The sequence below is a fragment of the Pedobacter heparinus genome (assembly GCF_032678725.1).
Lineage (GTDB): Bacteria > Bacteroidota > Bacteroidia > Sphingobacteriales > Sphingobacteriaceae > Pedobacter > Pedobacter heparinus_A.
Genome location: NZ_JAVTSC010000010.1, coordinates 144,903 through 166,422, shown reverse-complemented (window position 1 = coordinate 166,422; position 21,520 = coordinate 144,903). Strand labels below are relative to the sequence as shown.

Genomic DNA, 21,520 nt, shown 5'->3' with positions numbered 1-21,520 from the left:
ATTATGGAAGCGGAAATGTTTAACCAAAGAACCGACCTTACACAGCTAAATACTGCGGTAACGCAGATCAGAGAAACGCTAGGCAGTATTATTGTTGGCCAGAAAGATACCATTGATTTTTTAATTGCAGGTTTACTGGCGGATGGGCACGTTCTTTTGGAAGGGGTACCAGGGGTAGCCAAGACGTTAAGTGCAAAGCTGGTTGCCAAAAGCATTGCAGCTTCATTTTCACGTATTCAGTTTACACCGGATCTGATGCCTTCAGATGTAATTGGTACTTCTGTTTTTGATCCTCGCTCAGCCACTTTTGAATACCGGAAAGGCCCCATATTCGGGCATATTGTATTGGTTGACGAGATTAACCGCGCGCCGGCAAAAACGCAATCGGCCTTGTTTGAGGTAATGGAGGAACGACAGATTACGGTTGATGGACATACTTACCTGATGGATGAACCGTTTATGGTGCTGGCCACCCAGAATCCGATAGAACAGGAAGGAACTTATAGATTGCCTGAAGCGCAATTGGACCGTTTTCTGTTTAAGATAGAGGTTAAGTATCCAACGCTTGAGGAGGAAACAACCATTTTGCTAAATCAGCACCACCGCAAACTGGAAGATGAACTGAATGCGGTTAAGGCGGTGTTGAGCATTGAACAGATCAAGGCTTGCCGGGGCATTATAAAAGCATTACATGTAGAACCGAAGCTGATTGAATACGTGGCAAAGATTACGCATGAAACACGCCATAATAAATCACTTTATCTGGGGGCATCTCCACGTGCTTCGCTGGCAATGATAAACGGGGCTAAAGCGTTTGCTGCCATGCAGGGGCGTGATTTTGTAACACCTGAAGACATTATTAAAGTGGCGCCACCAGTTTTGTCGCACCGGATCATGCTGACCCCGGATAAGGAAATGGAAGGCCTGACTACCAGTGATATTGTAGGGCAGATCATTCAAAAAATAGAAGTACCCAGATAAACAGCAGAAATATTGAGACCATTCTTTATAAAATATTACAAAGACCTTTTTCTGGGCAAAAGATTTTTTGCCGGAATTGGCCTTTGTGTAAGTTTATTTCTTTTTTCTTTCTTTCTGCCCTGGCTTGGAGACCTGCCTTATATTGCTTTTTGGATATTCATTTTATTGGTACTGATTGACGGGATTTTATTGTACCGGACAGAGCGGGATGTTTTTTTGCGCAGGGCTGTACCGGAACGGCTGAGCAATGGAGATGACAACGAATTGCAGATTTATGTAGAGAACTTCTATTCCTTTGGTATTCACATCGGCATTATTGACGAAATCCCTTTTCAGTTTCAGAAAAGAGACCTTTGGTTCAAAAGCAGTTTAAAGCCAGGTGAGCGAAAAACCATAACTTATAGCTTAAGGCCAACTAAGAGGGGAACATACGTTTTTGGCCTGGTACGTTTGTATGTACAGTCCCCATTGGGGTTGATTATCCGAAGATTTAATTTGGGCGAAGAAACTACGGTCTCGGTTTATCCTTCTTTTTTGCAGTTGCGGAAGTATGAGCTGATGGCGATATCGAACCGGCTGAGTGAATTTGGTATTAAGAAGATCAGACGGGTGGGACATAGTATGGAGTTTGATCAGGTTAAAAGTTATGTACAGGGAGATGATTACCGTACGGTAAACTGGAAAGCGACAGCCCGCAAAGCTGAACTGATGGTGAACTCATTTACTGATGAAAAGGCACAACATGTGTACTGCATCATTGATAAATCGAGGGCTATGAAAATGCCCTTTGAAGGCTTAAGTTTATTGGATTATGCGATTAACGCAAGTCTGGTACTGTCGAATGTGGCATTGGTAAAGCAGGATAAAGCAGGGCTGATTACCATCGCTGAAAAAATCGGGAGTGTGGTTCCTGCCGATCGCCGGCCCGCACAGCTCGGTAAGATAATGGAAGTGCTGTACAAAGAAAAAACACGCTACCTGGAACTGAATATGGAAGCTTTGTATACGAGTGTCCGGGGTACATTAAGACAACGCAGCCTGGTGGTATTGTTTACCAATTTCGAAAGCATGTCTGCTTTAAACAGGCAGTTGCCTTTTTTAAAACGTATCGCTAAATTTCATTTATTGCTGGTCGTGTTTTTTGAGAATACAGAACTGAAAACGATTACTGAAAAACCGGTGCAGGATGTGGAAGATATCTATATCCAGACCATTGCCACCAAATTTGCTTACGAAAAGAAACTGATGGTTAGGGAACTGGCAAAAAATGGCATTCTCAGCATACTTACCCCGCCCGAAAAACTAACTGTAAATGTGGTGAACAGGTATCTTGCCATTAAAGCCCAGCAAAAAATTTAGCATTCCGGCAGGCTGATCGGGATATTGGTAGCCAGGCCGCCATCAGACGTTTCCTTGTACTTGGAGTTCATGTCCAGGGCCGTTTCCCACATGGTATTGACTACGGCATCCAGGCTCACTTTCGCCTTGTCAGGATTGCTTTGTAAGGCCAGCTGACTGGCTGTTATGGCTTTGATGGCGCCCATGGTATTCCGTTCTATGCAGGGGATTTGAACCAGACCACCGATGGGATCGCAGGTTAAGCCCAGGTGGTGTTCCATGGCAATCTCTGCGGCCATTAATACCTGACGTTGTGAGCCACCCAGGCATTCTGTTAAAGCGGCTGCTGCCATTGCTGAGGATACCCCGATCTCTGCCTGACATCCGCCCATGGCCGCCGATATGGTAGCCCCTTTTTTAAAGATGCTCCCTATTTCGGAAGCACAGGCGATAAAGCGGGTAATCTGCTCTTCTGCAAAACCATCGCAAAAAGTGATATAATATTGCAGCACCGCAGGGATCACACCGGCTGCACCATTGGTTGGGGCTGTTACCACCCGGCCAAACGAGGCATTTTCTTCGTTAACGGCCAGCGCAAAACAGCTTACCCAGTCTAAGATATAGTTAAAACTATTGCCTCCCGCCCTGATGGCCGTTACCCAGCTGGCATAGTCATTGTAAGTACGGTCTTTGATCAGTCTTTTATTTAAAGCGGAAGCTCTCCTGGCTACATTTAAGCCCCCCGGTAAAAAACCTGCGGTATGGCAACCCCTGTAAATGCAATCCTTCATGACGATATAATGTTGCATAATGCCTTTGCGGGTTTCTTCTTCCCTGCGCCAGGCCAGCTCATTTTCGAGGACGATCTCGGATACCTTTAAGCCGGTAGATAAACACCAGTGCAACAGTTCGCTGGCTTTTTCTATCGGGAAGGGCAGGTCTACCTGATCCTTTTCCTTGCCGGAATCGCCTTCTTTTACCACAAAGCCACCGCCTATAGAATAATAGGTTTCGGACACGGCCTTGCCATCGTTTAGAAATGCCTGAAAAGTCACGGCATTGGGATGAAAAGGCAGACTTTCAAAGAAAAGAAAGACCATGTCGTCGTTGTAATTAAAACTGATCAACCTTTCGCCGGAAAGAGACAATGCCTGCTCATTCTTTATTGCTGCAATGGTCGTATCGATGGCATTTACATCAAATGTAACCGGGTCTGCGCCGCTAAGGCCCAGCACAATGGCCACATCGGTTCCATGGCCTTTTCCCGTTTTGGCCAGCGAACCGTATAAAAGCACTTTTACCTGGATCACCTGCTCCAGTACATTTCTTTGCTTAAGCGAAGCTGTAAATTGCTGTGCTGCCCTCCAGGGCCCCAATGTATGTGAGCTGGAGGGGCCTATGCCTATTTTAAAAATATCGAATACCGAGATCTGTTCCCTTTGCATAAAACAAAGCTAAACACTAAAAATCAAAAGCGATGATGTTTTTATCCTGAAGCATGCGGTCTACAAATGATTTGTGGTTTTTGGGGCTGCCGATGGCGATCCAGGTACCGCTGATGATGCCGTTTGCGAGTTCCTGTTTCCCCCTGGATAGTTTTAATTTAGAGGTTTTGATGTCTTGCTCGTATTTTTCGAGACTCTCGCCTTCATAGCGTTTTACAATCCGGTATACTCTTTTGGTGAAGCGGCGTTCGGCCATGTCTTCCAGGAAGGGAAAGATCAAAAGGGCCAGCAATACCACCAGGGTTACGCCAACCGCCTGTTCATAATAGCCCGAACCAATGGCCATGCCGATGGCAGCAACAATCCAGATCACACAGGCGGTAGTAAGGCCTTTAACCTGGTTGTCTTCTTTAAAAATAACTCCTGCACCAAGAAAACCGATGCCGGTAACAATGTTGGAAGCAATACGGTCATGACTGCTTAAGCCTATTTTAATGGAGAGGATGGTAAAAAGGGTGGAACCCAGGCCAATCATGATCATGGTTTTTAAACCCGCCTGCTTACTTCTGAACTCCCGTTCTGCACCGATCAGGCCACAAAGGAGGGTGGCCAGTAAAAACTTGTTCACTTCACTTTGGGTAAGGAAGTGGTTGCTGTCAATAATATTCTCCATGGGTAATTAAATGATCTAATATAACAAAGATTTCCTTTGGATTGTTATTTAGTCATCAATAGAAATCGTAACACCTGAGACCGTTGAATTTGTTGTATCCGGAGCTGTTGGGGAAATATTTTTCATAGCCGATGCTGGCTTCGGTTGTACCACTGGTATTGGTATAGTTAATTTTTGAAGTGGTGGCGTCATGGCTGATGCCCAAACGTAGCTTTTCTCCATTTTTGCTGCCTTTAAAAAGATCGAATATCAGGGAAACCACGATGGCATCTGGTCCGCCCTGGCTGGCGCTGCGGTACCAGAGCCCGGTATTTAAACCCCTGTATTTGAACTGGGCGCCCGCACTGATAGAGCTAGAGCTGGCCTGTTTGTAATAAACCACCGAAGGGATCAGCGCAGCACCTTCATCCTGGTTATAATCGTAATAGGAGCTTAAAGGGATCTTATAGCTTGCGTTTGCGGTGATCCGCATGGGCAGTTTGGCTACGGTGCCACTAAAAGATTCGTCCGGTTTATTGATGTGGTGAACAGAAACACCTACCATCAGGTTGCGGAACACCATATTGGTGCCTGCCGCGGCATCAAAAAAGAATTTGCTGTCCTGGTCTGGAGGTTGTGCCGCGGATACACTTCCGGGGATATAACCCAGGCGCATGTCGATCTGGTCTGCAAATACCAGCTTGCTCCAGTCGATCTGCCTGTTGGTAAAGCCTGCCTGTATGCCAAATGAGGCTACGAAATCATCGCCGCCTACGCTATAAGAGTACGTTGCTGCTGCATTATTCTTAACCAGGTAAGCGGTTCCTTCGCTGCTGCGTGTAAACATCAGGCCAACTCCGCCTGCAAACTTAGAAATGTTCAGGTCTGCTGAAGCGGTAATATAAGTCAGATCGCCGCTCAATCCGGTCCACTGGTTCCGGTAAATGAGGTTCATCCTGATATCGCCCTCAAACTGGCCGGTTAAGGATGGGTTCAGGTAAATGGGCGCATTAAAAAACTGGGAATAGATGTGGTCCTGTCCGAAAGCCCCAAGGCTTACCAGCATGATTAACAACACAATTATTGGTCTTTTTCTCCCGCGCATAACTATCTGATTAAATGTATTGGTCCTGTTCGTTTAGGTGGAGATTTGTCGTAGGTCATGCCTTTCCATTCCGAGCCGTTTACCAGCTGCACGTCGATTTTCCAGAAATAAACACCCTGTGGCATGGGTTGTCCTTTAAAACTGCCGTCCCAGCCTTCGGCAGGTCTTCCTTCTTCCAGCTTGGTGGTTTCCCATAGCAACTGCCCCCATTTGTTAAAGATACTGAACCTCCAGGTTGCAATTCCAGATCCCTTGGCTCGGAATTCCCGCAGCTCCGGACGGGTATCGCCCGGTATAAAGGAATTGGGCACAAATAAATAACCTGGCACACCTTTAATGGTTACATCTTTAAATGTAGTACTAAAACAACCCTGCTGGTTAATGGTTTTTAGCGTTACCCTGTAAGTTCCCGTATCCAGATAAGTATGGCTTGGGTTTCTTAATGCGGAACCCGTGCCATCGCCGAAATCCCATTCCCAGATGGTGGGGGTGTTGGTGCTCTGGTCTTCGAAATTAAAGGTATAATCAGGGATATTGATGACTGTTGAAGGGTTAACGTTAAAGGCGGCAACAGGAGGTTGTACGATGTGGATGAAATTGGTTTTGGTAACCGTCATTGGGCAACCCAGGTTATTGGTTGCGGTGAGGGTTACGGTATAATATTCCTGTGTTGCGGTATAGGTATGTGTGGGTTCAAATTCGCTGGAAGTTGGAGAGCCATCGCCAAAATCCCATAGGTAGCTAACCCCGTTTTGCGTGTTGTTGGTAAATTTAACAGCCAGGCCGGTACAACCGAGTCTGGTTAGGGCGTCAAAATCGGTGAGGGGTTGTGCGCGTACAACGATGGTTTCAGAAGTGGTATCTGTTGAGCAGCCATTGGTTGCGGTTAACAGTACTTTGTAAGTTCCAGGATTTGTAAAGGTATATTGGAACCTTTCTGGCGAGATGATAGATTGTCTGGGCTGGGTACCATCGTTAAAATCTATGATATAACTCGTTGCGCCTGTGGTATTGTTATCGAAAGTTACGGTATGCGGTGCACAGCCCACCAATTGGTTGCCATCATTTACCACCAGCTCTGCATTTACTGTGTTTGGCCGGACGATAATGGTATACGGGGTGGTGGTAACGGTGCTGCATTCATTTACAGCTGTAAGTGTTGCGTAATAAGTTTGTACTGTTGTCCTGATTGGATAAATATGGGTCACCGGACTCCTGTCATTAGTTGTTTCCTGGGTGCCATCACCAAAATTAAAAGTATAAGTAACGCCGGCCTGCAATGGAGAATTGTTGGTAAACGTAATAGGAGTAGGTGAACATACATTGGTAGCACTTGGTGAGAATACCGGTCTTGGGGGTGATTTTACAAGGATATTGACTTTTGCCGAATCGGTTCCGCAACCGGTGATGGAATATAGGGTGACCACATAGGTGGTATCTTTCCCTGAGGCATCTGGCTGGAAGGTAACGGTTGGGGGATTGGTATCGTTTGAAGTTTGTCCGTTTCCAAAGTTCCACCTGAATGTGGCGCCGGCATAAAGATTGGATGTATTTACAAAATTGGCAGACACAGGCCCGCAGTTACTTGAAGTACTGTGCGTAAATGAAGCCGGAACTGCCTGGTTGGTGCTGAACACATGCTGTAAGGAGTCGCTGGCACAACCGAAGCTGCTGGTTACTACTAATTTAATGGTAACCGACTGGTTGCTGGCATTTATGGCATAACCCGGGAACGTTGCTCCTGTACCAATCTGAACATTGTTTGCATACCAGGTATAAATCCCGTTCCTTTCCGGATGTTCAACTACAGTAATCGGTAAACTGAAAGGAAAACAGTCGATATCGTGCGTCCATGTAAATTCTGCATGTGCATTGGGGTTAACGGTTATTTTTACACTGTTGCTGTAAATATAAGCAGACCCACAGTCTGCAGTGGTTACGCCTCTTCTGTAAAAAGTGGCAGCAGTAAGTGCTGGGGGCTGGTAGCCAGGGGTATTGGTTGCTGGAATGTTTGTCCATGTTGCATTGTCGGGACTAGATTGCCATTGGTAGGTAAATGATCCATCACCACCTGTTGGGACAGGACCTGTGAGTGCCACAGGTGTGCTGTCATTACAGATGGTCTGGTCTGCGGTAATGGAATTACCGGTTATTGCCGGGCGAACGGTAATCGGGTACACATTGCTGGTATCTATACATCCACCACTGGTTACAATCCTGCGGAAGTTTACTGTTCCCTCAGTGTTCAGGGTTATGGTAAGGGTTTCTTCATCTCCGTCACTCAATTGTGGCAACCAGGCCCCACCATTTACCTGGCTTTCCCATTGGTAGGCGTATGTTCCACCCCCACCCGTAGGAGCAGCTACGCTGGTAAGTATTACGTCCTGGCCGTTGCAAACCACGACACTGGTGCTGGTGATGCTTTGATTGATGGGTGCGTTGTTGGTGACAATAACAGTATCTGTAGTTGGCCCGCAGGCGCCGGTTCCTGTAATTGTCCATACGAAGCGATAGGTTTGACCGGCAATTAAATTTCTGATCTCGGTTGTTGCGCTGTTTGCATTAACAAAATCAGCAGATGGTGCTCCGGCAGGAATGGACCATAGGCCGGTTTCGTTTTTAGCCGGGTCTGGCATGTTGCCTGCTAACATTGAAGTTCTTTCATCGCACAACACCTGATCAGGGCCGGCAGCAGCGATAGTCGATGCAGGAGAAACGGTAATCATTGTTGCAGTGGATGGCATGTCATTACATTGCCCATTCTGAACTATGGCCCTATAGTAGGTAGATGTAGTGAGGTTGCTAAATGTATAAGTGGTACCTGTATTTGTTCCTGGCACTGCTGTCCAGTTGGTTGTTCCATCGAGGCTGTATTCCCACCTGATCACTGATCCCAGATAACCGCTAAGGGTGATCGTACCTGAATTGGTTCCGGCACATACTGTAGTAGGTGTTCCTGCGGTGGTACCAGGTACAGTAGGTTCGTTAACAGTGACAGTCACTGATGACGAGGAAGAATTACATACTCCCGGTGCAGAAATTGTCCAGGTGAATACATAAGCCTGCCCTGCAACCAGGCCTTCTGCTATAGCATTTGGCGAATTTGGATTCTGAATCGTTACCCCACTTTGTCCGCTGCCGGGTACCCAGGCCCAGGTACCGGTTTCATTTGATTTGGGTTGATTGCCCCCTAATGTATAAGTGCCGGTATTACATATGTTGGCAGCAGGGCCCGCTATTGAGGAAGTTATTGCAGGATCAACAGTTATGGTAACGGGTACCGGTATTCCAGGACATCCTGCAGGAGAATAAGGCGTGATGGTATAGGTTACGCTGACTGGAGCCGTGCCGGTATTGGTCAATACATCGTTTATTGAGGTAATTGCTATTTGCGTTGCATTGTTAGTATTGCCATGTACGCCTGGCGCTGGCGTACTGGTCCAGGTATAGGTTGTGGCGCCCGTAGTATTAGTAACAGAAAGTGCAATTCCTGATGATTGACCACTACAAATAGTTGTGGCTGCAGCTGTTGCAGTAAGTATTGGTAGTGGGTTGACTGTAACAGTGAATTTGAACGGTACCCCATCACATCCATTTGCTTCCGGTATTATTGTATATTCTACAATGGCTGGTTGAGTAGTGCTATTATTGGTTAAAGCCTCATTGATACTACCTGTTCCCGAAGGGCTGAATCCTGAGGCGCTTCCCGATGTGTTTACAGCAGTCCATCTGAAAGTACTTCCATTAACACTTGATGTAGGGTTGAATATCGCATTATCTCCTGAACATATACTTTGAGAGCGTGACGAAATAGGATTCGTCCCGGTATTATTTGGATATATTGTTACGGCGATATTAGCAAAAATTACAGCGCAGGTTCCGGTAATGCCTGTTGATACACGAAGCCTGATGTTGGCTACGCCAGCAGTTCTTTCAGCCGGGGTGGGTGTATAGATTGTGATCAGATCGTTGGTTGGTAAGAAAGACCCTGCTCCCAACCATTCAAATGTGGTACCGGGAGTAGGATTATTGATTACTCCTGTCAGGTTAATGTTGTCGTTATAGCAAATAGCGTTTGGAGTCGCTGATATGCTGGCTGTTGGAGATTGGGTGAAGGTTAATACTTGTGAATCACTTACTGTAGTACAATTATTCTTATGTGTCAGTGTAATGGTATATGTGCCGAAGTCTTGAAAATTAATGGTAGGATATTGTGAATTTGGTGTGCTTGGTGATACAAATGTATACCCACCAGGGCCTGAGACCGTCCAGGTATAGGTGTCCGCTAAAATTTCTGTTGTTCCGCTAACGGTGGTATTTGTTGCTGAGCCATTTGGGCCAAATGTATAATCGCCCCGGGCACATAAATTTATATCGTCTGATAAGGATGCCTGTGGAGGGCTGTTTACCACTACCCTTTGTGGTGCTGTGGTAACGGAACAGGTACCGGTTTGAATGGATAATGTGATATTATATATTCCTGTTTGCGCAAATGTGAAATCAGGGTTTAGGTCATTTCTGTTAAATGTAACTCCGGCTGACGGCGTTACAGCCCAGGTATAAACGGGCGTATTCGGGCAGGTGTTGTCTAGTACAGAAGTCGAACTGTTCGCATTAATTGTGGGAGAAGATAAACAGACCAGGTTATTTGAAACTGTGAATGCTGGCCGCGGCGGATCCTGCACACAGACAATATGCTCTATGGGGTCAGCCTGGCACTCTCCATCGCTGTTAGATGTTAGACGAACGACATGGTTTCCTTTTGTTAGGAAGGTGTATGTGAAGATAAAACTTCTCGGTACATCTATTGCGGAAGGAACGGCGACACCATCAACCCACCAGGTATAAGTAACTTGATTATCCGTGCAACCATTACTGGTTGAATTAGGTCTGTCCCCCGCTATAGATTCATTCACAAAACTTGCCTGGTCGCCCAGACAAACGATAGGAGGATAAGTAAAAATATTAATCGGTCTTCCTACAACACGGGCATTTGCAAATAAAGGAGATCCAATTTCCCCGCAGTTAGGGAAAGGGCTTAATGCCTGTACATTGACTTGAAAGGCATTATATATCGAACCGTTAGAAACACCACAGGAAGATCTGTCATAAGTATGACTGACTTTATTGTTTAACTTGATGATATCACAGAATGTGTAGAGGTCTTCCCGTCCATCTCCCCATCTTATTCTATATAGGTTACCGGGAAAGTTTACAGCGATACTATTAGGCCCATCAACTGTAACTGCATACTCAAACGTCCCCGTTGGAAAGCAAACAATTTCAGATCCGGTTGTCGCAAATGCTGTAACAACTCTATTATTTACGAGAAAATAGGCTCGGGTGCCCACAGTACCATCTGGCATTTGGGCTTTTACAAAAATCGTATAATGTGCAAGTCCGGCAGGAAAACTTTTTAGTTCACCTATGGTGCTGTAGGTTAATGTAGCTGCGGTTTCTGAATTGAGCTGATTATTAATGACTGCCGATACATTTCCAGTATTTGAAGCATTCGTGAAATTATATGATCCCTGAACGCCATTACATCTTCCAAAAGTTAAAGGGTTATTGTTTATGACTGTACTACTTGATAGGGCTGCATTAGCAGGGGTCGTTCCAGGCGATATTATAAAAGGAGTAGAGAGACCGGTTTCAAATACCGGGCTGCTAGATCGGATTTTAACGCTATAAGTACCAGGAGCTGTACCTGCCGGAATCGTACCATTTACAAAAGCAGCATAAAAGCCAGTATAAGAGCCAATAGGAGTTTCAACATTGCTGGGAGAAACTAAAATCAGATCGAAAACATTATTCTGGGCAATACAATTACCTGTAGTGCCAATCGAAAACATTGCCGCAATGCTCGACCCCGGCGTATACGGCCCGGCGTCAACAGTACCAATGTTTATCTGAGAAAATACCTCAGATATCTGGAAAAAAACGAGAGCAACTGTAAAAATGAGTAAACGTTTTACCATATACGCGGGATGCTGTATAAAAGTAAATAATTTTTTGATTTAATTAATTATTTTGTAGTAAAACGGTCTAAAATAAAAAAAGCCCCAGGAACACTCCTGGGGCTCTATATTGTTATGGACTAATGAATTACATCATTCCGCCCATGCCGCCGCCGCCCATTGGAGGCATACCGCCACCAGCAGGAGCTTCTTCAGGATCGTCAGCCAATACAACTTCTGTTGTTAACAACATCGCTGCGATAGAAGCTGCGTTCTCTAATGCTACACGACCAACTTTAGTAGGGTCGATTACACCAGCTGCAATTAAGTTTTCATAAACATCTGTACGTGCATTGTAGCCAAAGTCAGCTTTACCTTCTTTAACTTTCTGTACCACGATAGAACCTTCGATTCCAGCATTCTGGCAGATCTGACGTAAAGGCTCTTCGATAGCACGACGAATGATCTGGATACCAGTAGTTTCATCATCGTTAGCGCCTTTCATGCCTTCCAATGCCTCAATGGCACGGATGAAAGCAACACCACCACCAGCAACAATACCTTCTTCAACCGCTGCGCGAGTTGCATGTAAAGCATCATCAACACGGTCTTTTTTCTCTTTCATCTCTACCTCAGAAGCCGCACCTACATAAAGAACCGCAACACCGCCAGCTAATTTGGCCAAACGTTCCTGTAATTTTTCTTTATCGTAATCAGAGGTAGTCGTCTCGATCTGAGCTTTGATCTGGTTCACGCGCGCTTTGATATCTTCAGACTGACCAGCACCATTGATGATGGTAGTATTGTCTTTGTCAACCAAAACTTTCTCAGCAGTACCTAAATAACTAAGATCAGCATTTTCTAATTTAAAACCTCTTTCTTCGGAGATCACAGTTCCACCAGTTAAAATGGCGATGTCTTCCAGCATTGCTTTACGACGGTCACCAAAACCTGGAGCTTTAACCGCAACAACTTTCAGTGATCCACGGATCTTATTAACTACCAAAGTAGCCAATGCTTCACCGTCTAAATCTTCAGCAATGATCAATAATGGCTTACCAGTTTGAACTTGTTTTTCCAAAACAGGCAGCAATTCTTTCATGTTGCTGATTTTTTTGTCATAGATCAAAATGTAAGGGTTTTCTAATTCCGCTTCCATTTTGTCAGCATTGGTTACAAAGTATGGAGATAAATAACCACGGTCAAACTGCATACCTTCCACTGTTTTTACTTCAGTTTCAGTACCTTTTGCTTCTTCAACAGTAATTACACCATCTTTACCAACTTTACCCATTGCTTCTGCAATTAAAGCACCAATAACTTCATCATTGTTAGCCGAAATAGAAGCTACCTGTTTGATTTTGTTATTGTCCTCACCTACAGTTTGCGATTGGGTTTTTAAATTCTCAACAATTGCAGTAACCGCTTTGTCGATGCCACGTTTCAAATCCATTGGATTTGCACCAGCAGCTACGTTTTTAATACCAGCGGTAACAATTGCCTGCGCCAATACAGTTGCAGTAGTAGTTCCGTCACCTGCAATGTCTGCAGTTTTAGAAGCCACTTCTTTAACCATTTGAGCACCCATATTTTCAATCGGGTCTTTCAACTCAATTTCTTTTGCTACAGTTACACCATCTTTAGTGATCACTGGTGAGCCAAATTTTTTATCGATAATTACGTTACGGCCTTTAGGACCTAAAGTTACTTTTACTGCATTGGCCAACGTATCAACCCCTCTTTTCAGGGCATCACGGGCTTCTACGTTATATTTTACTTGTTTTGCCATTTCTTAAATGTGATTAAGTTTTAATGTTTAAATGTTACTCCAATTATCCTACGATTGCGTAGATGTCGCTTTCGCGCATGATCAAATAGTCTTTGCCATCGATAGGAAGTTCAGTGCCGCCATATTTACCATAAAGCACTACATCACCAACTTTAACTGCTGGTTTCTTACCTTCTGAATCTTCTTCTGAAACCGAAACAACAGTTCCTTTTGATGGTTTTTCTTTTGCAGTGTCAGGGATATAAATTCCTGAAGCTGTTTTTTCTTCTGCCGCAGCAGGTTCAACAATAACTCTGTTTGCTGTACCTGAAATTGGTTTAAGGTTTAAAGCCATAACTTGATATTAATTTATTTTTTAAGTTAAAATTTAAATTCGTATTGTACCTCAGTAACTACATCAGTTTTTATGCCAATGCAAAGATGCTTGACAAATTTGCACTGCATTGTCAGCTAAGGGATTTTGCGGAAGTATTTTTGTGTCAGAGTGGCAGAACATGAAAAAGCCCGGTACGTTTGTACCAGGCTTTTCTGTATAAACCATGAGGTTTTATTTCTTTGTGGTATCGGCAGGTGCAGGCACAGCAGCTGGAGCAGTTCCGTTACCTATTGGAGATGGTGTCGGGGTTTTGTCCAGGTGTTCCTGTATTTTTGAAGCGCCACCGGTAGCTGAACCACCGGATTTGGCAATTGTGGTGATAGATAAGGTTATGACAACAATTAACGTTAATAAAACCCAGGTGCCTTTTTCCAGCACATCACCTGTACGCTGAACACCGAACATGTTACTGCCAGCGCCACCGGTAGCCAAACCACCACCTTTAGGGTTTTGTATCAAAACAAACAGGCCTAAAGCAACGCAAATAATGATCAATAAAATAATTAAAAAAAGCATAATATGTTATATCGTTAAATTTTCTTTTCTATAGATTGGATAAGGTCGGCAAAGTAACGGCTTTTTTCTGGAAACTTCAAACTTAATTTTTCGTAGGTCTCAATAGCTTTGTCGTACAGCATCTGCTCGATGTAAATTTTAGCTAAAGTTTCTGATACCAGGTCGTTATGGTCTTCTGCACTCTTTTTGGCTTTGTTCTCATTGTCGATCTGCTCGGGTTTTGGCGGACTGATCTGTGGATCATTCTTAATAAAGCTTTCTATAATTTCGGCACCCTTGGCAGGCTTCCTGAAACCTTCGGTTGTATATTCCTCCCCTTCATCAAAGGGGCTTTGGATATGAAATATGTGCTCTACGTATTGGTGTTGGAGTTCACTCGGTCTGTGTTGTCTGCCGGGTTGATCAGATTCATCAGTTTCCTTTTTTTTTGGCGAGGCGTAAGGCTGGAAAATCTGCTGATGCTCTTTTCTGGTCTTGGCCAGCCACCATAAGAAAGTATAAGGCAACTGATCATCATCATATTTGCTGACCACTACAGGCTCTTCCTGTTTTACAGTTTCAACAGGTTGCGCTGCGGCCGGTGCTTCATCTTCTTCCGTTGAAGGTTCTACCTTAAAATTATCCTGGAAAGCAAAAAAGTCGGATGAAACGATATTTTCTATCACAAAATCATCTTCCGGTTTTGGGGAAGGATCAGGCTGTTTAAACTCCTTGATGTCTACCTCTCCGATCTCTTCGAAAACTTCCTGCTCATCTGTATCAGTTAATTGCTCCTCTGGATCTGCGGGTACTTCATCAAGGGTATCCGCATCAATCAATTCGGGCTGGCTCCCTGTCGGATCAACAAGGTTTACCACCGTAAATTCTTTTTGGATCAGTTGTTCAGGAGTATGGAGTAAGTGATGAAGTACAGCGCCATTGGTATATAAAGCAGCGGTGGCCAGGTTACTGTGCTGTTCCGGGCTTTCCAGCGTTGCTTTGGCAAGCAACAAATGCAAGGGCTGGAAATAGGGGTAGCGCACTGTTAAATCTTTTAACAGGACTGCATTTTCCCCGCTTACCTTTTCAGGCGCTGCAAGCCATGCTGCCAGTTGTTGTTTGATATCTAGTTCCTGCTCCACGTTGCTAAGTTAATCATTGAAACGCCAAATTGGCTACCAATTTGCAAATGCCCGGTTAAAAATGTCTTCTGTAAGCTGTGCGGTAACATCTTTAATCAAACCCTGCTCAATACTTTGCAGGCTTTGTCCCTGCAATTTGAAATCTTTAAAGCGTTCAAAAGATTCTTCAAAACTTAATTTAGGGTTCAGGTTATTGGTATATTTTACATTGATCCTGATGCTCAGTCTGTTGGCGCCTGCTGTAGCCTGGCTGTTACTCTCCTGTAAAGCCACCGGGGTGATGGAGTAGCCGGAAATGTTACCGGAAAAAACAGCATGCGCATCATTCTGGGTAATGCTCAGGCTGGTCTGGTTCCTGATCCTGGTTTTCAGTTCCTCAGTAAACTGCGAACTTAAATAAGGAACAACCAGGGGGGCATTGTTTTCAAAAATAAGTACATTAACCGTTTTCATTTCTGGAGGTATGGAAGCCCCGTTTAAAGCGATTTTACACCCGCTCAGTACAAAGGGCAACAGTACAAGTATCAATAGTTTCTTCATCACTAATTTAAGTTCAGTTCCTTAATTTTCCTGTATAATGTGCGTTCCGAGATGCCGAGTTCCTGTGCCGCAAATTTACGTTTGCCCTTATGCTTTTTTAACGCTTTTTTGATCAGGTCGGATTCCTTGTCAATTAACGACAATGATTCTTCAACTTCCTCTACATCCTGGGTGTAATTGTATTCTGTCTGAGAATTTTGTGAAGGGTTTTTAATGGTAAGGGTCGCATCGTGGTTCAGTGTCTGGTCTACATCCTGGTAAAGTTGGTTGATGTAATGCGGATTATCTGCAATCACATGTGAGGTATTGCCGCCGCTCTGGATGATCTCGGCAACTAGCTTTTTCAGGTCCATCATGTCCTTTTTCATGTCAAAAAGTACTTTGTACAGAATATCCCTTTCAGAAAAGTCTTCTTTACCGTTGCCATTGTTAATGGCCATGGGCAAATTGCTCCCGCTTTCGTTCGGAATGTAATTCAATAAAGCTGATGCAGTTACATTCCGGTCTTTTTCAAGTACGCAAATCTGTTCTGCTATATTTTTCAATTGTCTTACGTTTCCAGGCCAGCTGTAATTGCTCAGCATCTGTATGGCATCAGGTTCCAGTTGAATGCCCGGACTCCGGTATTTGTCGCTAAAATCGGCAGAGAATTTTCTGAACAACAGGTAAATGTCCTCCTTACGCTCGTGCAAGGCCGGAATACGCAAAGGAACAGTGTTTAGCCGGTAATACAGGTCTTCACGAAATTTGCCGGATTTTACCCTGTTGTAAACATCCACATTGGTGGCTGCAATGATCCGCACATCTGTTTTTTGCACTTTAGATGAGCCCACCCTTAGGTATTCACCACTTTCCAGTATGCGCAGTAAACGCGCCTGGGTGCCCAGCGGCAATTCGGCCACTTCATCCAAAAAGATCGTACCGCCATTGGCCACTTCAAAATAACCCTTGCGGGCCTCATGGGCGCCGGTAAAAGATCCTTTTTCATGACCGAATAATTCCGAGTCAATAGTGCCTTCTGGTATGGCACCGCAGTTTACGGCAATAAAGGCGCCGTGTTTGCGGGTACTCAGCTGGTGGATAATATGAGAAAAAACTTCTTTACCACTGCCGCTCTCGCCGGTAATCAGCACAGACATATCGGTTGGTGCAACTTGTCTGGCAATATCTATCGCCCGGTTCAGCAGCGGAGAGCCCCCTATAATCCCGAAACGGTTTTTAATGTCTTGTATATCCATTGGTAGGTATTCTTTAATGCTTAAACCACGTGTCCTATTAAAGTTGCCGATGTACAGCGCGCTATATAAACATTTGCATATGCGCCCGGTTTCACCTGATCGCTTACGGGGAAAACCACCATCGCGTTTTCGTCGTTACGTCCCCTGTATTCCTGGTCAGATTTTTTAGAGAAGCCCTCGATCAGGACCCTCACGGTCTTGCCTACAAATTCTTCCAGGCAGGCCAGCGAATCTTCCTGTTGTTTTTTGAAGATCTCTGCAAGTCGTCTGGCTTTTACCTCTTCCGGAACATCATCTTTGTATTTACGCGCAGCCAAGGTGCCGGGCCGTTCCGAATAGGAGAAGGTATAAGCGAAATTGTACCTGGCATAATCCATAATGCTCAGCGTATCCTGGTGTTCTTCCTCAGTCTCGGTGCAGAAACCGGCAATGATATCGGCCGAGATGGCACAGCCGGGGATGATGCGCCTGATGGCATCGATCCTGTTCATATACCACTCACGGGTATAGGTGCGGTTCATCAGGGCCAGGATTCTCGAGTTTCCGGATTGTACCGGAAGGTGTATGTAATTACAAATGTTGTCGTATTTCTTAATGGTGTACAATACCTCATCGGTAATGTCTTTCGGGTGCGAAGTGGAAAAGCGGATCCTCAGTTCAGGACTGATCTCTGCAACCATGGCCAGCAATTGTGCAAAATTAACACCGGTATTGTCTAATCCGGCTTTTAACCGGTGCGTAGGTAATTCGCTTTCCCTGCTCAAAGCATCCAGTAGGGCATCACCGGTCAGGGTATTTATATCGTCGCTGAGGCTGTCATTTTTCGGGTCTTCACCTTTGGCAGCGCTCCAGTGGTAAGAATCTACATTCTGCCCCAGCAGCGTCACTTCCCTGTAGCCCCGGTCAAATAAGTCCCGTGCCTCTGCAAGTATGGAATGCGGATCGCGGCTTCTTTCGCGGCCTCTTGTAAAAGGTACCACACAAAAAGAGCACATGTTATCGCAGCCCCGCATGATGGAAATAAATGCAGTAATGCCATTTCCGTTTAAGCGTACCGGACTGATGTCGGCATAGGTTTCCTCGCGTGATAAAAGCACGTTAATTGCCTTTTGGCCACTTTCTACCTCAGTTAGCAACTGTGGAAGCTCGCGGTAGGCATCCGGGCCAACAACAACGTCTACCAGCTTTTCTTCTTCGAGGAATTTCGACTTCAGCCTTTCAGCCATACAGCCCAGCACCCCAACAATAAGTTTTGGATTTCTACGCTTCTCCACACCAAACTGCGAAAGCCTGTTGCGGACCCTTTGTTCGGCATTTTCCCGGATAGAGCAGGTATTGATGAACACCACGTCAGCTTCTTTATAGTCTCCCGTAGTTTCAAATCCCTGGTCTAACAAAATAGAGGCAACAATCTCACTATCTGCAAAATTCATCTGGCAGCCATAACTTTCAATGTACAGCTTCCGGCCATTGCGCACTAAAGGTGCATCAATAACCAAAGCCTCACCCTGGCGCTCTTCATCATGTTTCTTGTCTGTCAGCTGTAAATCAATCATAAATATTAAACTTTTAAGGGGCTTCAAAAATACGGAATAATATTTACAAATGACAAATTGGCAGAAATATTAATTGAAATAGCGTTGAAGGGGATTTAAAAAAAAATACTTAACCCTATAGGACCTTTTTGATAAAGTCTTGTCTTGTATCAAAAGATTAGTTAAAAGGGGTTTTTACTTGGTTAATTTCTTGGTGTATGCTTAAATTTTGCACTTTATTTAATTCCGCCTATTTATCACGTGGCCTGGCTATGTACCATTCGCTGGCAAAACACTGTGATGATTTTCACTTATACATTGTGGCCTTCGATGAAGACTGCTGCGATGCGCTCCTGGCACTTCAGTTGAAGCACGTAAGTGTAATCGCGCTCAAAGATTTTGAAAATGAAGCCTTGCTGGCTGTAAAAATGGGCAGAACACCTACAGAATATTGCTGGACCTGTTCCTCATCCACGATTAAGTATTGCATAGAAACCTATCAGCTTGATCATTGCACTTATGTTGATGCGGACCTGTTATTTTTTAACAATCCTAAGGTTTTGTATGAGGAGATGGGCGATCAGTCTGTGCTGATTACCAGTCATAGATTCACGCCCTGCTTTGACCAGTCGGCAACCAGTGGTATCTATTGCGTACAATACCTTACGTTTAAAAACACGGCAGAGGGCATGACCGCCTTAAACTGGTGGGTTGATGCCTGCCTGGAATGGTGTTTTTGTAAAATGGAAGACAATAAGTTTGGTGATCAGAAATACCTCGACGACTGGACTACAAGATTTAAAGGCGTTCACGTTCTGGAACACCTGGGCGGTGGGGTTGCACCATGGAACATCCAGCAATATTCCTTTAAACTGAAGGGGGGGAAGGTACGCGGAACAGCGCTTTCCGGCAAAACTGATTTTGACCTCATTTTTTACCATTATCATGCCTTTGCCTATACCTGGAACAACAGTTACAGGTTAACCGATGAAACTTATCCCCTAACCAAAAGCCAGATCAAGCTGATCTACAAGCCTTTTGTGCTTGCGCTTTTAAAAGCTGAAACGGAAGTAGAGGCTTTGGGAGAGCATGTAAGAGCGTATAAAAGAACTGAAGAAGGAATATGGATCAACCGGGTGATTGGCCGGGCGCTGGTGTTTTTCCTCAGAGGGTTTTATAAACAATATTATTCTAAACGCTTTTTTCAATATGGCATCTTTAATTAACTTAAAAACGTTTACCGATAAACGCGGTAATCTTACAGTTATCGAAAAGGCAGTGCCTTTTGATATCAAGCGGATCTTTTACATTTACGGGGTCGACGATTCTGAACGCGGTGGCCATCGCCACCATAAAACCATTCAGGCGGCCATTTGTATTCGCGGAAATTGTACCATCTATAATGACAATGGCCGCGATGAACGTACTTTTGTGCTGGATTCACCAGATAAATGCCTGCTTATCGGGCCGGAAGACTGGCATACCATGTATGATTTTAGTGAAGATGCCATTTTAATGGTGCTGGCTTCAGAATATTTTGATGCAAATGATTATATCAGCACCCCGTATTGCTATGAATACAGTCGCGTATGAAAACCGCTTACCCGGTTCCGCCACATCATCAAAATGTACTAAAGACCAGGCTAAAAGGGGCCTTTCCAATCTCAGAACGCATTCACGAAACTACTTTAAGCCTGCCGGTTCGTACAACCATATCCCCCTGGCAAATTGAGCCGGTGGTTGAAGTAATGAATGCTTTTTAACTAAACGTAAAAAAAGCGTAGAATTTAGTATTTTAGTCCTGGTTAAAATACGGAAATGGGCAAAAATATAATCAGGGGATTAACATCAGGAATAATAGCTGTCTGCGTACTGTTTTGCGGTCTGGGCTGCAAAAAAGTAGACGGTATAGCGGATACAAAGATTAAGCCCCCGATCAGAACATATATTGTAACGGCAAGAATTGACAAGAAAGGCACCAACAGTAATTCTGAAGGTACGGCAGTGCTGAAAGGCACTTATGATGAAGGGACAAAGGCTTTGAGCTATACGCTGGAGTATAAAAACCTGGAACCCCTGCTCATTACCCTTAGAAGCGGAGCTAAAGGATCTGTAGGGGCGTTGATCAGTGAAATTTATAAAAAAAGTGATGCAAAGGCGGGTACATCACCAATAAAAGGCGGTTTTACCTTAAATCCTTTACAGGAGCGCTACTTGCTGAAGGGACAGTGGTTTGTTGCGATTGCAACTTTAACGTTAAATCCTGAAATTTCAGGAATACTTACACTAAAGCAAAAATAGCAGCTTAATGGACCGGGGCAATACACACCTTAACGAGGAGGATTTAAAGCTGGTTAATGCCATTGTGCAGCGCGATAAAAAGCTGTTTGAAGTACTTTATAAGAAATATTACCAGCAGCTGTTTGCTGTAGCCTATCGTTACGTAGGGCAGGCAGAAATTGCAGAAGAGATTGTTCATGATGTGTTTATAACCATATGGAATAAGGCAGATCAGTTAAATATTCAACATTCAATGAAAAGTTACTTATTTAAATCGATTGTGAATTCATCACTGAACTTTATAAAAAAAGAGAAAGTTCAGGCAGAAAAGCAGCAGGTATATATGGCTGTGCTGGATAAGGCGCCTGCTGATGAAGCAGATACCGATGCTGATGAAGCTTTACTGAAGGTTCTTGAAGAGGCACTTGAACTGCTGCCTGCAAAATGCAGACAAGTAATGTACCTGAGCCGTTTTGGAAAACTGAAACAGCAGGAGATTGCGGCACAAATGGACATCTCTATCAAAACAGTAAAGAACCACCTGACCTACGGTTTTCAAAAGTTAAGGGAACATCTTGAAAAACGAAAACATATAGCGACTGTCCTGTTCCTGCTTTTAAATTTTTTAACACCTTAATTCTCTCCAT

18 protein-coding genes are annotated in these 21,520 nt (G+C 44.4%); 7 read left to right on the top strand and 11 right to left on the bottom strand.

Features of this window, described 5'->3' with window-relative positions:
- Window positions 1–3: 3 nt before the first annotated feature.
- Together R2Q85_RS15950 and R2Q85_RS15945 are read left to right on the top strand one after the other, a co-directional pair.
- Window positions 4–981: a MoxR family ATPase gene (locus tag R2Q85_RS15950; RefSeq protein ID WP_316812799.1), complete on the top strand. Its 978-nt coding sequence runs from the start codon at window positions 4–6 to the stop codon at window positions 979–981.
- 12 nt (window positions 982–993) lie between these two features.
- Window positions 994–2,340: a DUF58 domain-containing protein gene (locus R2Q85_RS15945; RefSeq protein WP_316812798.1), complete on the top strand. Its 1,347-nt coding sequence runs from the start codon at window positions 994–996 to the stop codon at window positions 2,338–2,340.
- On the opposite strand, the gene R2Q85_RS15940 is transcribed toward R2Q85_RS15945, so the two are convergent.
- The 11 genes from R2Q85_RS15940 to R2Q85_RS15890 all read right to left on the bottom strand — a co-directional run bounded on the left by R2Q85_RS15940 (window position 2,337) and on the right by R2Q85_RS15890 (window position 18,614).
- Window positions 2,337–3,764, bottom strand: coding sequence for an L-serine ammonia-lyase (locus tag R2Q85_RS15940; RefSeq protein ID WP_316812797.1), 1,428 nt, complete (start codon window positions 3,762–3,764; stop codon window positions 2,337–2,339). The genes R2Q85_RS15945 and R2Q85_RS15940 overlap by 4 nt on opposite strands.
- Before the next feature lie 16 nt (window positions 3,765–3,780).
- Entirely contained in the window at window positions 3,781–4,437 is a 657-nt protein-coding gene (locus R2Q85_RS15935; RefSeq protein ID WP_316812796.1) for an MgtC/SapB family protein, read from the bottom strand.
- Window positions 4,438–4,492: 55 nt separating this feature from the next.
- Window positions 4,493–5,521: a PorP/SprF family type IX secretion system membrane protein gene (locus R2Q85_RS15930; protein ID WP_316812795.1), complete on the bottom strand. Its 1,029-nt coding sequence runs from the start codon at window positions 5,519–5,521 to the stop codon at window positions 4,493–4,495.
- A 2-nt stretch (window positions 5,522–5,523) separates the two neighbouring features.
- Window positions 5,524–11,499: a PKD domain-containing protein gene (locus R2Q85_RS15925; protein ID WP_316812794.1), complete on the bottom strand. Its 5,976-nt coding sequence runs from the start codon at window positions 11,497–11,499 to the stop codon at window positions 5,524–5,526.
- Between the two features lie 127 nt (window positions 11,500–11,626).
- Complete coding sequence (groL, locus tag R2Q85_RS15920) at window positions 11,627–13,267, bottom strand: chaperonin GroEL (RefSeq protein WP_316812793.1); 1,641 nt, start codon at window positions 13,265–13,267, stop codon at window positions 11,627–11,629.
- 43 nt (window positions 13,268–13,310) lie between these two features.
- Window positions 13,311–13,601 carry a co-chaperone GroES gene (gene groES / locus R2Q85_RS15915; RefSeq protein WP_012780423.1) on the bottom strand — a complete coding sequence of 97 codons (291 nt, stop codon included), beginning with the start codon at window positions 13,599–13,601 and terminating at the stop codon, window positions 13,311–13,313.
- Window positions 13,602–13,814: 213 nt separating this feature from the next.
- Window positions 13,815–14,159: a preprotein translocase subunit SecG gene (secG, locus tag R2Q85_RS15910; protein ID WP_316812792.1), complete on the bottom strand. Its 345-nt coding sequence runs from the start codon at window positions 14,157–14,159 to the stop codon at window positions 13,815–13,817.
- Window positions 14,160–14,173: 14 nt separating this feature from the next.
- Entirely contained in the window at window positions 14,174–15,280 is a 1,107-nt protein-coding gene (locus R2Q85_RS15905) for a hypothetical protein (protein ID WP_316812791.1), read from the bottom strand.
- A 33-nt stretch (window positions 15,281–15,313) separates the two neighbouring features.
- The gene (locus R2Q85_RS15900) at window positions 15,314–15,820 is read right to left on the bottom strand and encodes an LptE family protein (protein WP_316812790.1); all 507 of its coding nucleotides are present in this window, start codon (window positions 15,818–15,820) and stop codon (window positions 15,314–15,316) included.
- 2 nt (window positions 15,821–15,822) lie between these two features.
- The gene (locus R2Q85_RS15895) at window positions 15,823–17,058 is read right to left on the bottom strand and encodes a sigma-54 interaction domain-containing protein (protein ID WP_316812789.1); all 1,236 of its coding nucleotides are present in this window, start codon (window positions 17,056–17,058) and stop codon (window positions 15,823–15,825) included.
- A gap of 20 nt (window positions 17,059–17,078) precedes the next feature.
- Window positions 17,079–18,614, bottom strand: a complete 1,536-nt coding sequence (locus R2Q85_RS15890; RefSeq protein ID WP_316812788.1) for a MiaB/RimO family radical SAM methylthiotransferase — start codon at window positions 18,612–18,614, stop codon at window positions 17,079–17,081.
- 197 nt (window positions 18,615–18,811) lie between these two features.
- On the opposite strand from R2Q85_RS15890, the gene R2Q85_RS15885 reads away from it, so the two are divergent.
- Genes R2Q85_RS15885 through R2Q85_RS15865 form a run of 5 tightly spaced genes read left to right on the top strand, consistent with a single transcriptional unit; the run spans window position 18,812 to window position 21,510 of the window.
- Window positions 18,812–19,819 (top strand): glycosyl transferase, encoded by a 1,008-nt coding sequence (locus tag R2Q85_RS15885; protein WP_316812787.1) that lies wholly within the window; start codon window positions 18,812–18,814, stop codon window positions 19,817–19,819.
- Window positions 19,803–20,186, top strand: coding sequence for an FdtA/QdtA family cupin domain-containing protein (locus tag R2Q85_RS15880; protein WP_316812786.1), 384 nt, complete (start codon window positions 19,803–19,805; stop codon window positions 20,184–20,186). Before R2Q85_RS15885 ends, R2Q85_RS15880 begins: the two co-directional genes overlap by 17 nt.
- Complete coding sequence (locus R2Q85_RS15875; RefSeq protein WP_316812785.1) at window positions 20,183–20,356, top strand: hypothetical protein; 174 nt, start codon at window positions 20,183–20,185, stop codon at window positions 20,354–20,356. Before R2Q85_RS15880 ends, R2Q85_RS15875 begins: the two co-directional genes overlap by 4 nt.
- Before the next feature lie 55 nt (window positions 20,357–20,411).
- On the top strand, window positions 20,412–20,894 hold the full coding sequence (locus tag R2Q85_RS15870) for a CHRD domain-containing protein (protein WP_316812784.1): 483 nt from the start codon (window positions 20,412–20,414) through the stop codon (window positions 20,892–20,894).
- Window positions 20,895–20,901: 7 nt separating this feature from the next.
- Window positions 20,902–21,510, top strand: a complete 609-nt coding sequence (locus R2Q85_RS15865; protein WP_316812783.1) for an RNA polymerase sigma-70 factor — start codon at window positions 20,902–20,904, stop codon at window positions 21,508–21,510.
- Window positions 21,511–21,520 lie beyond the last annotated feature (10 nt).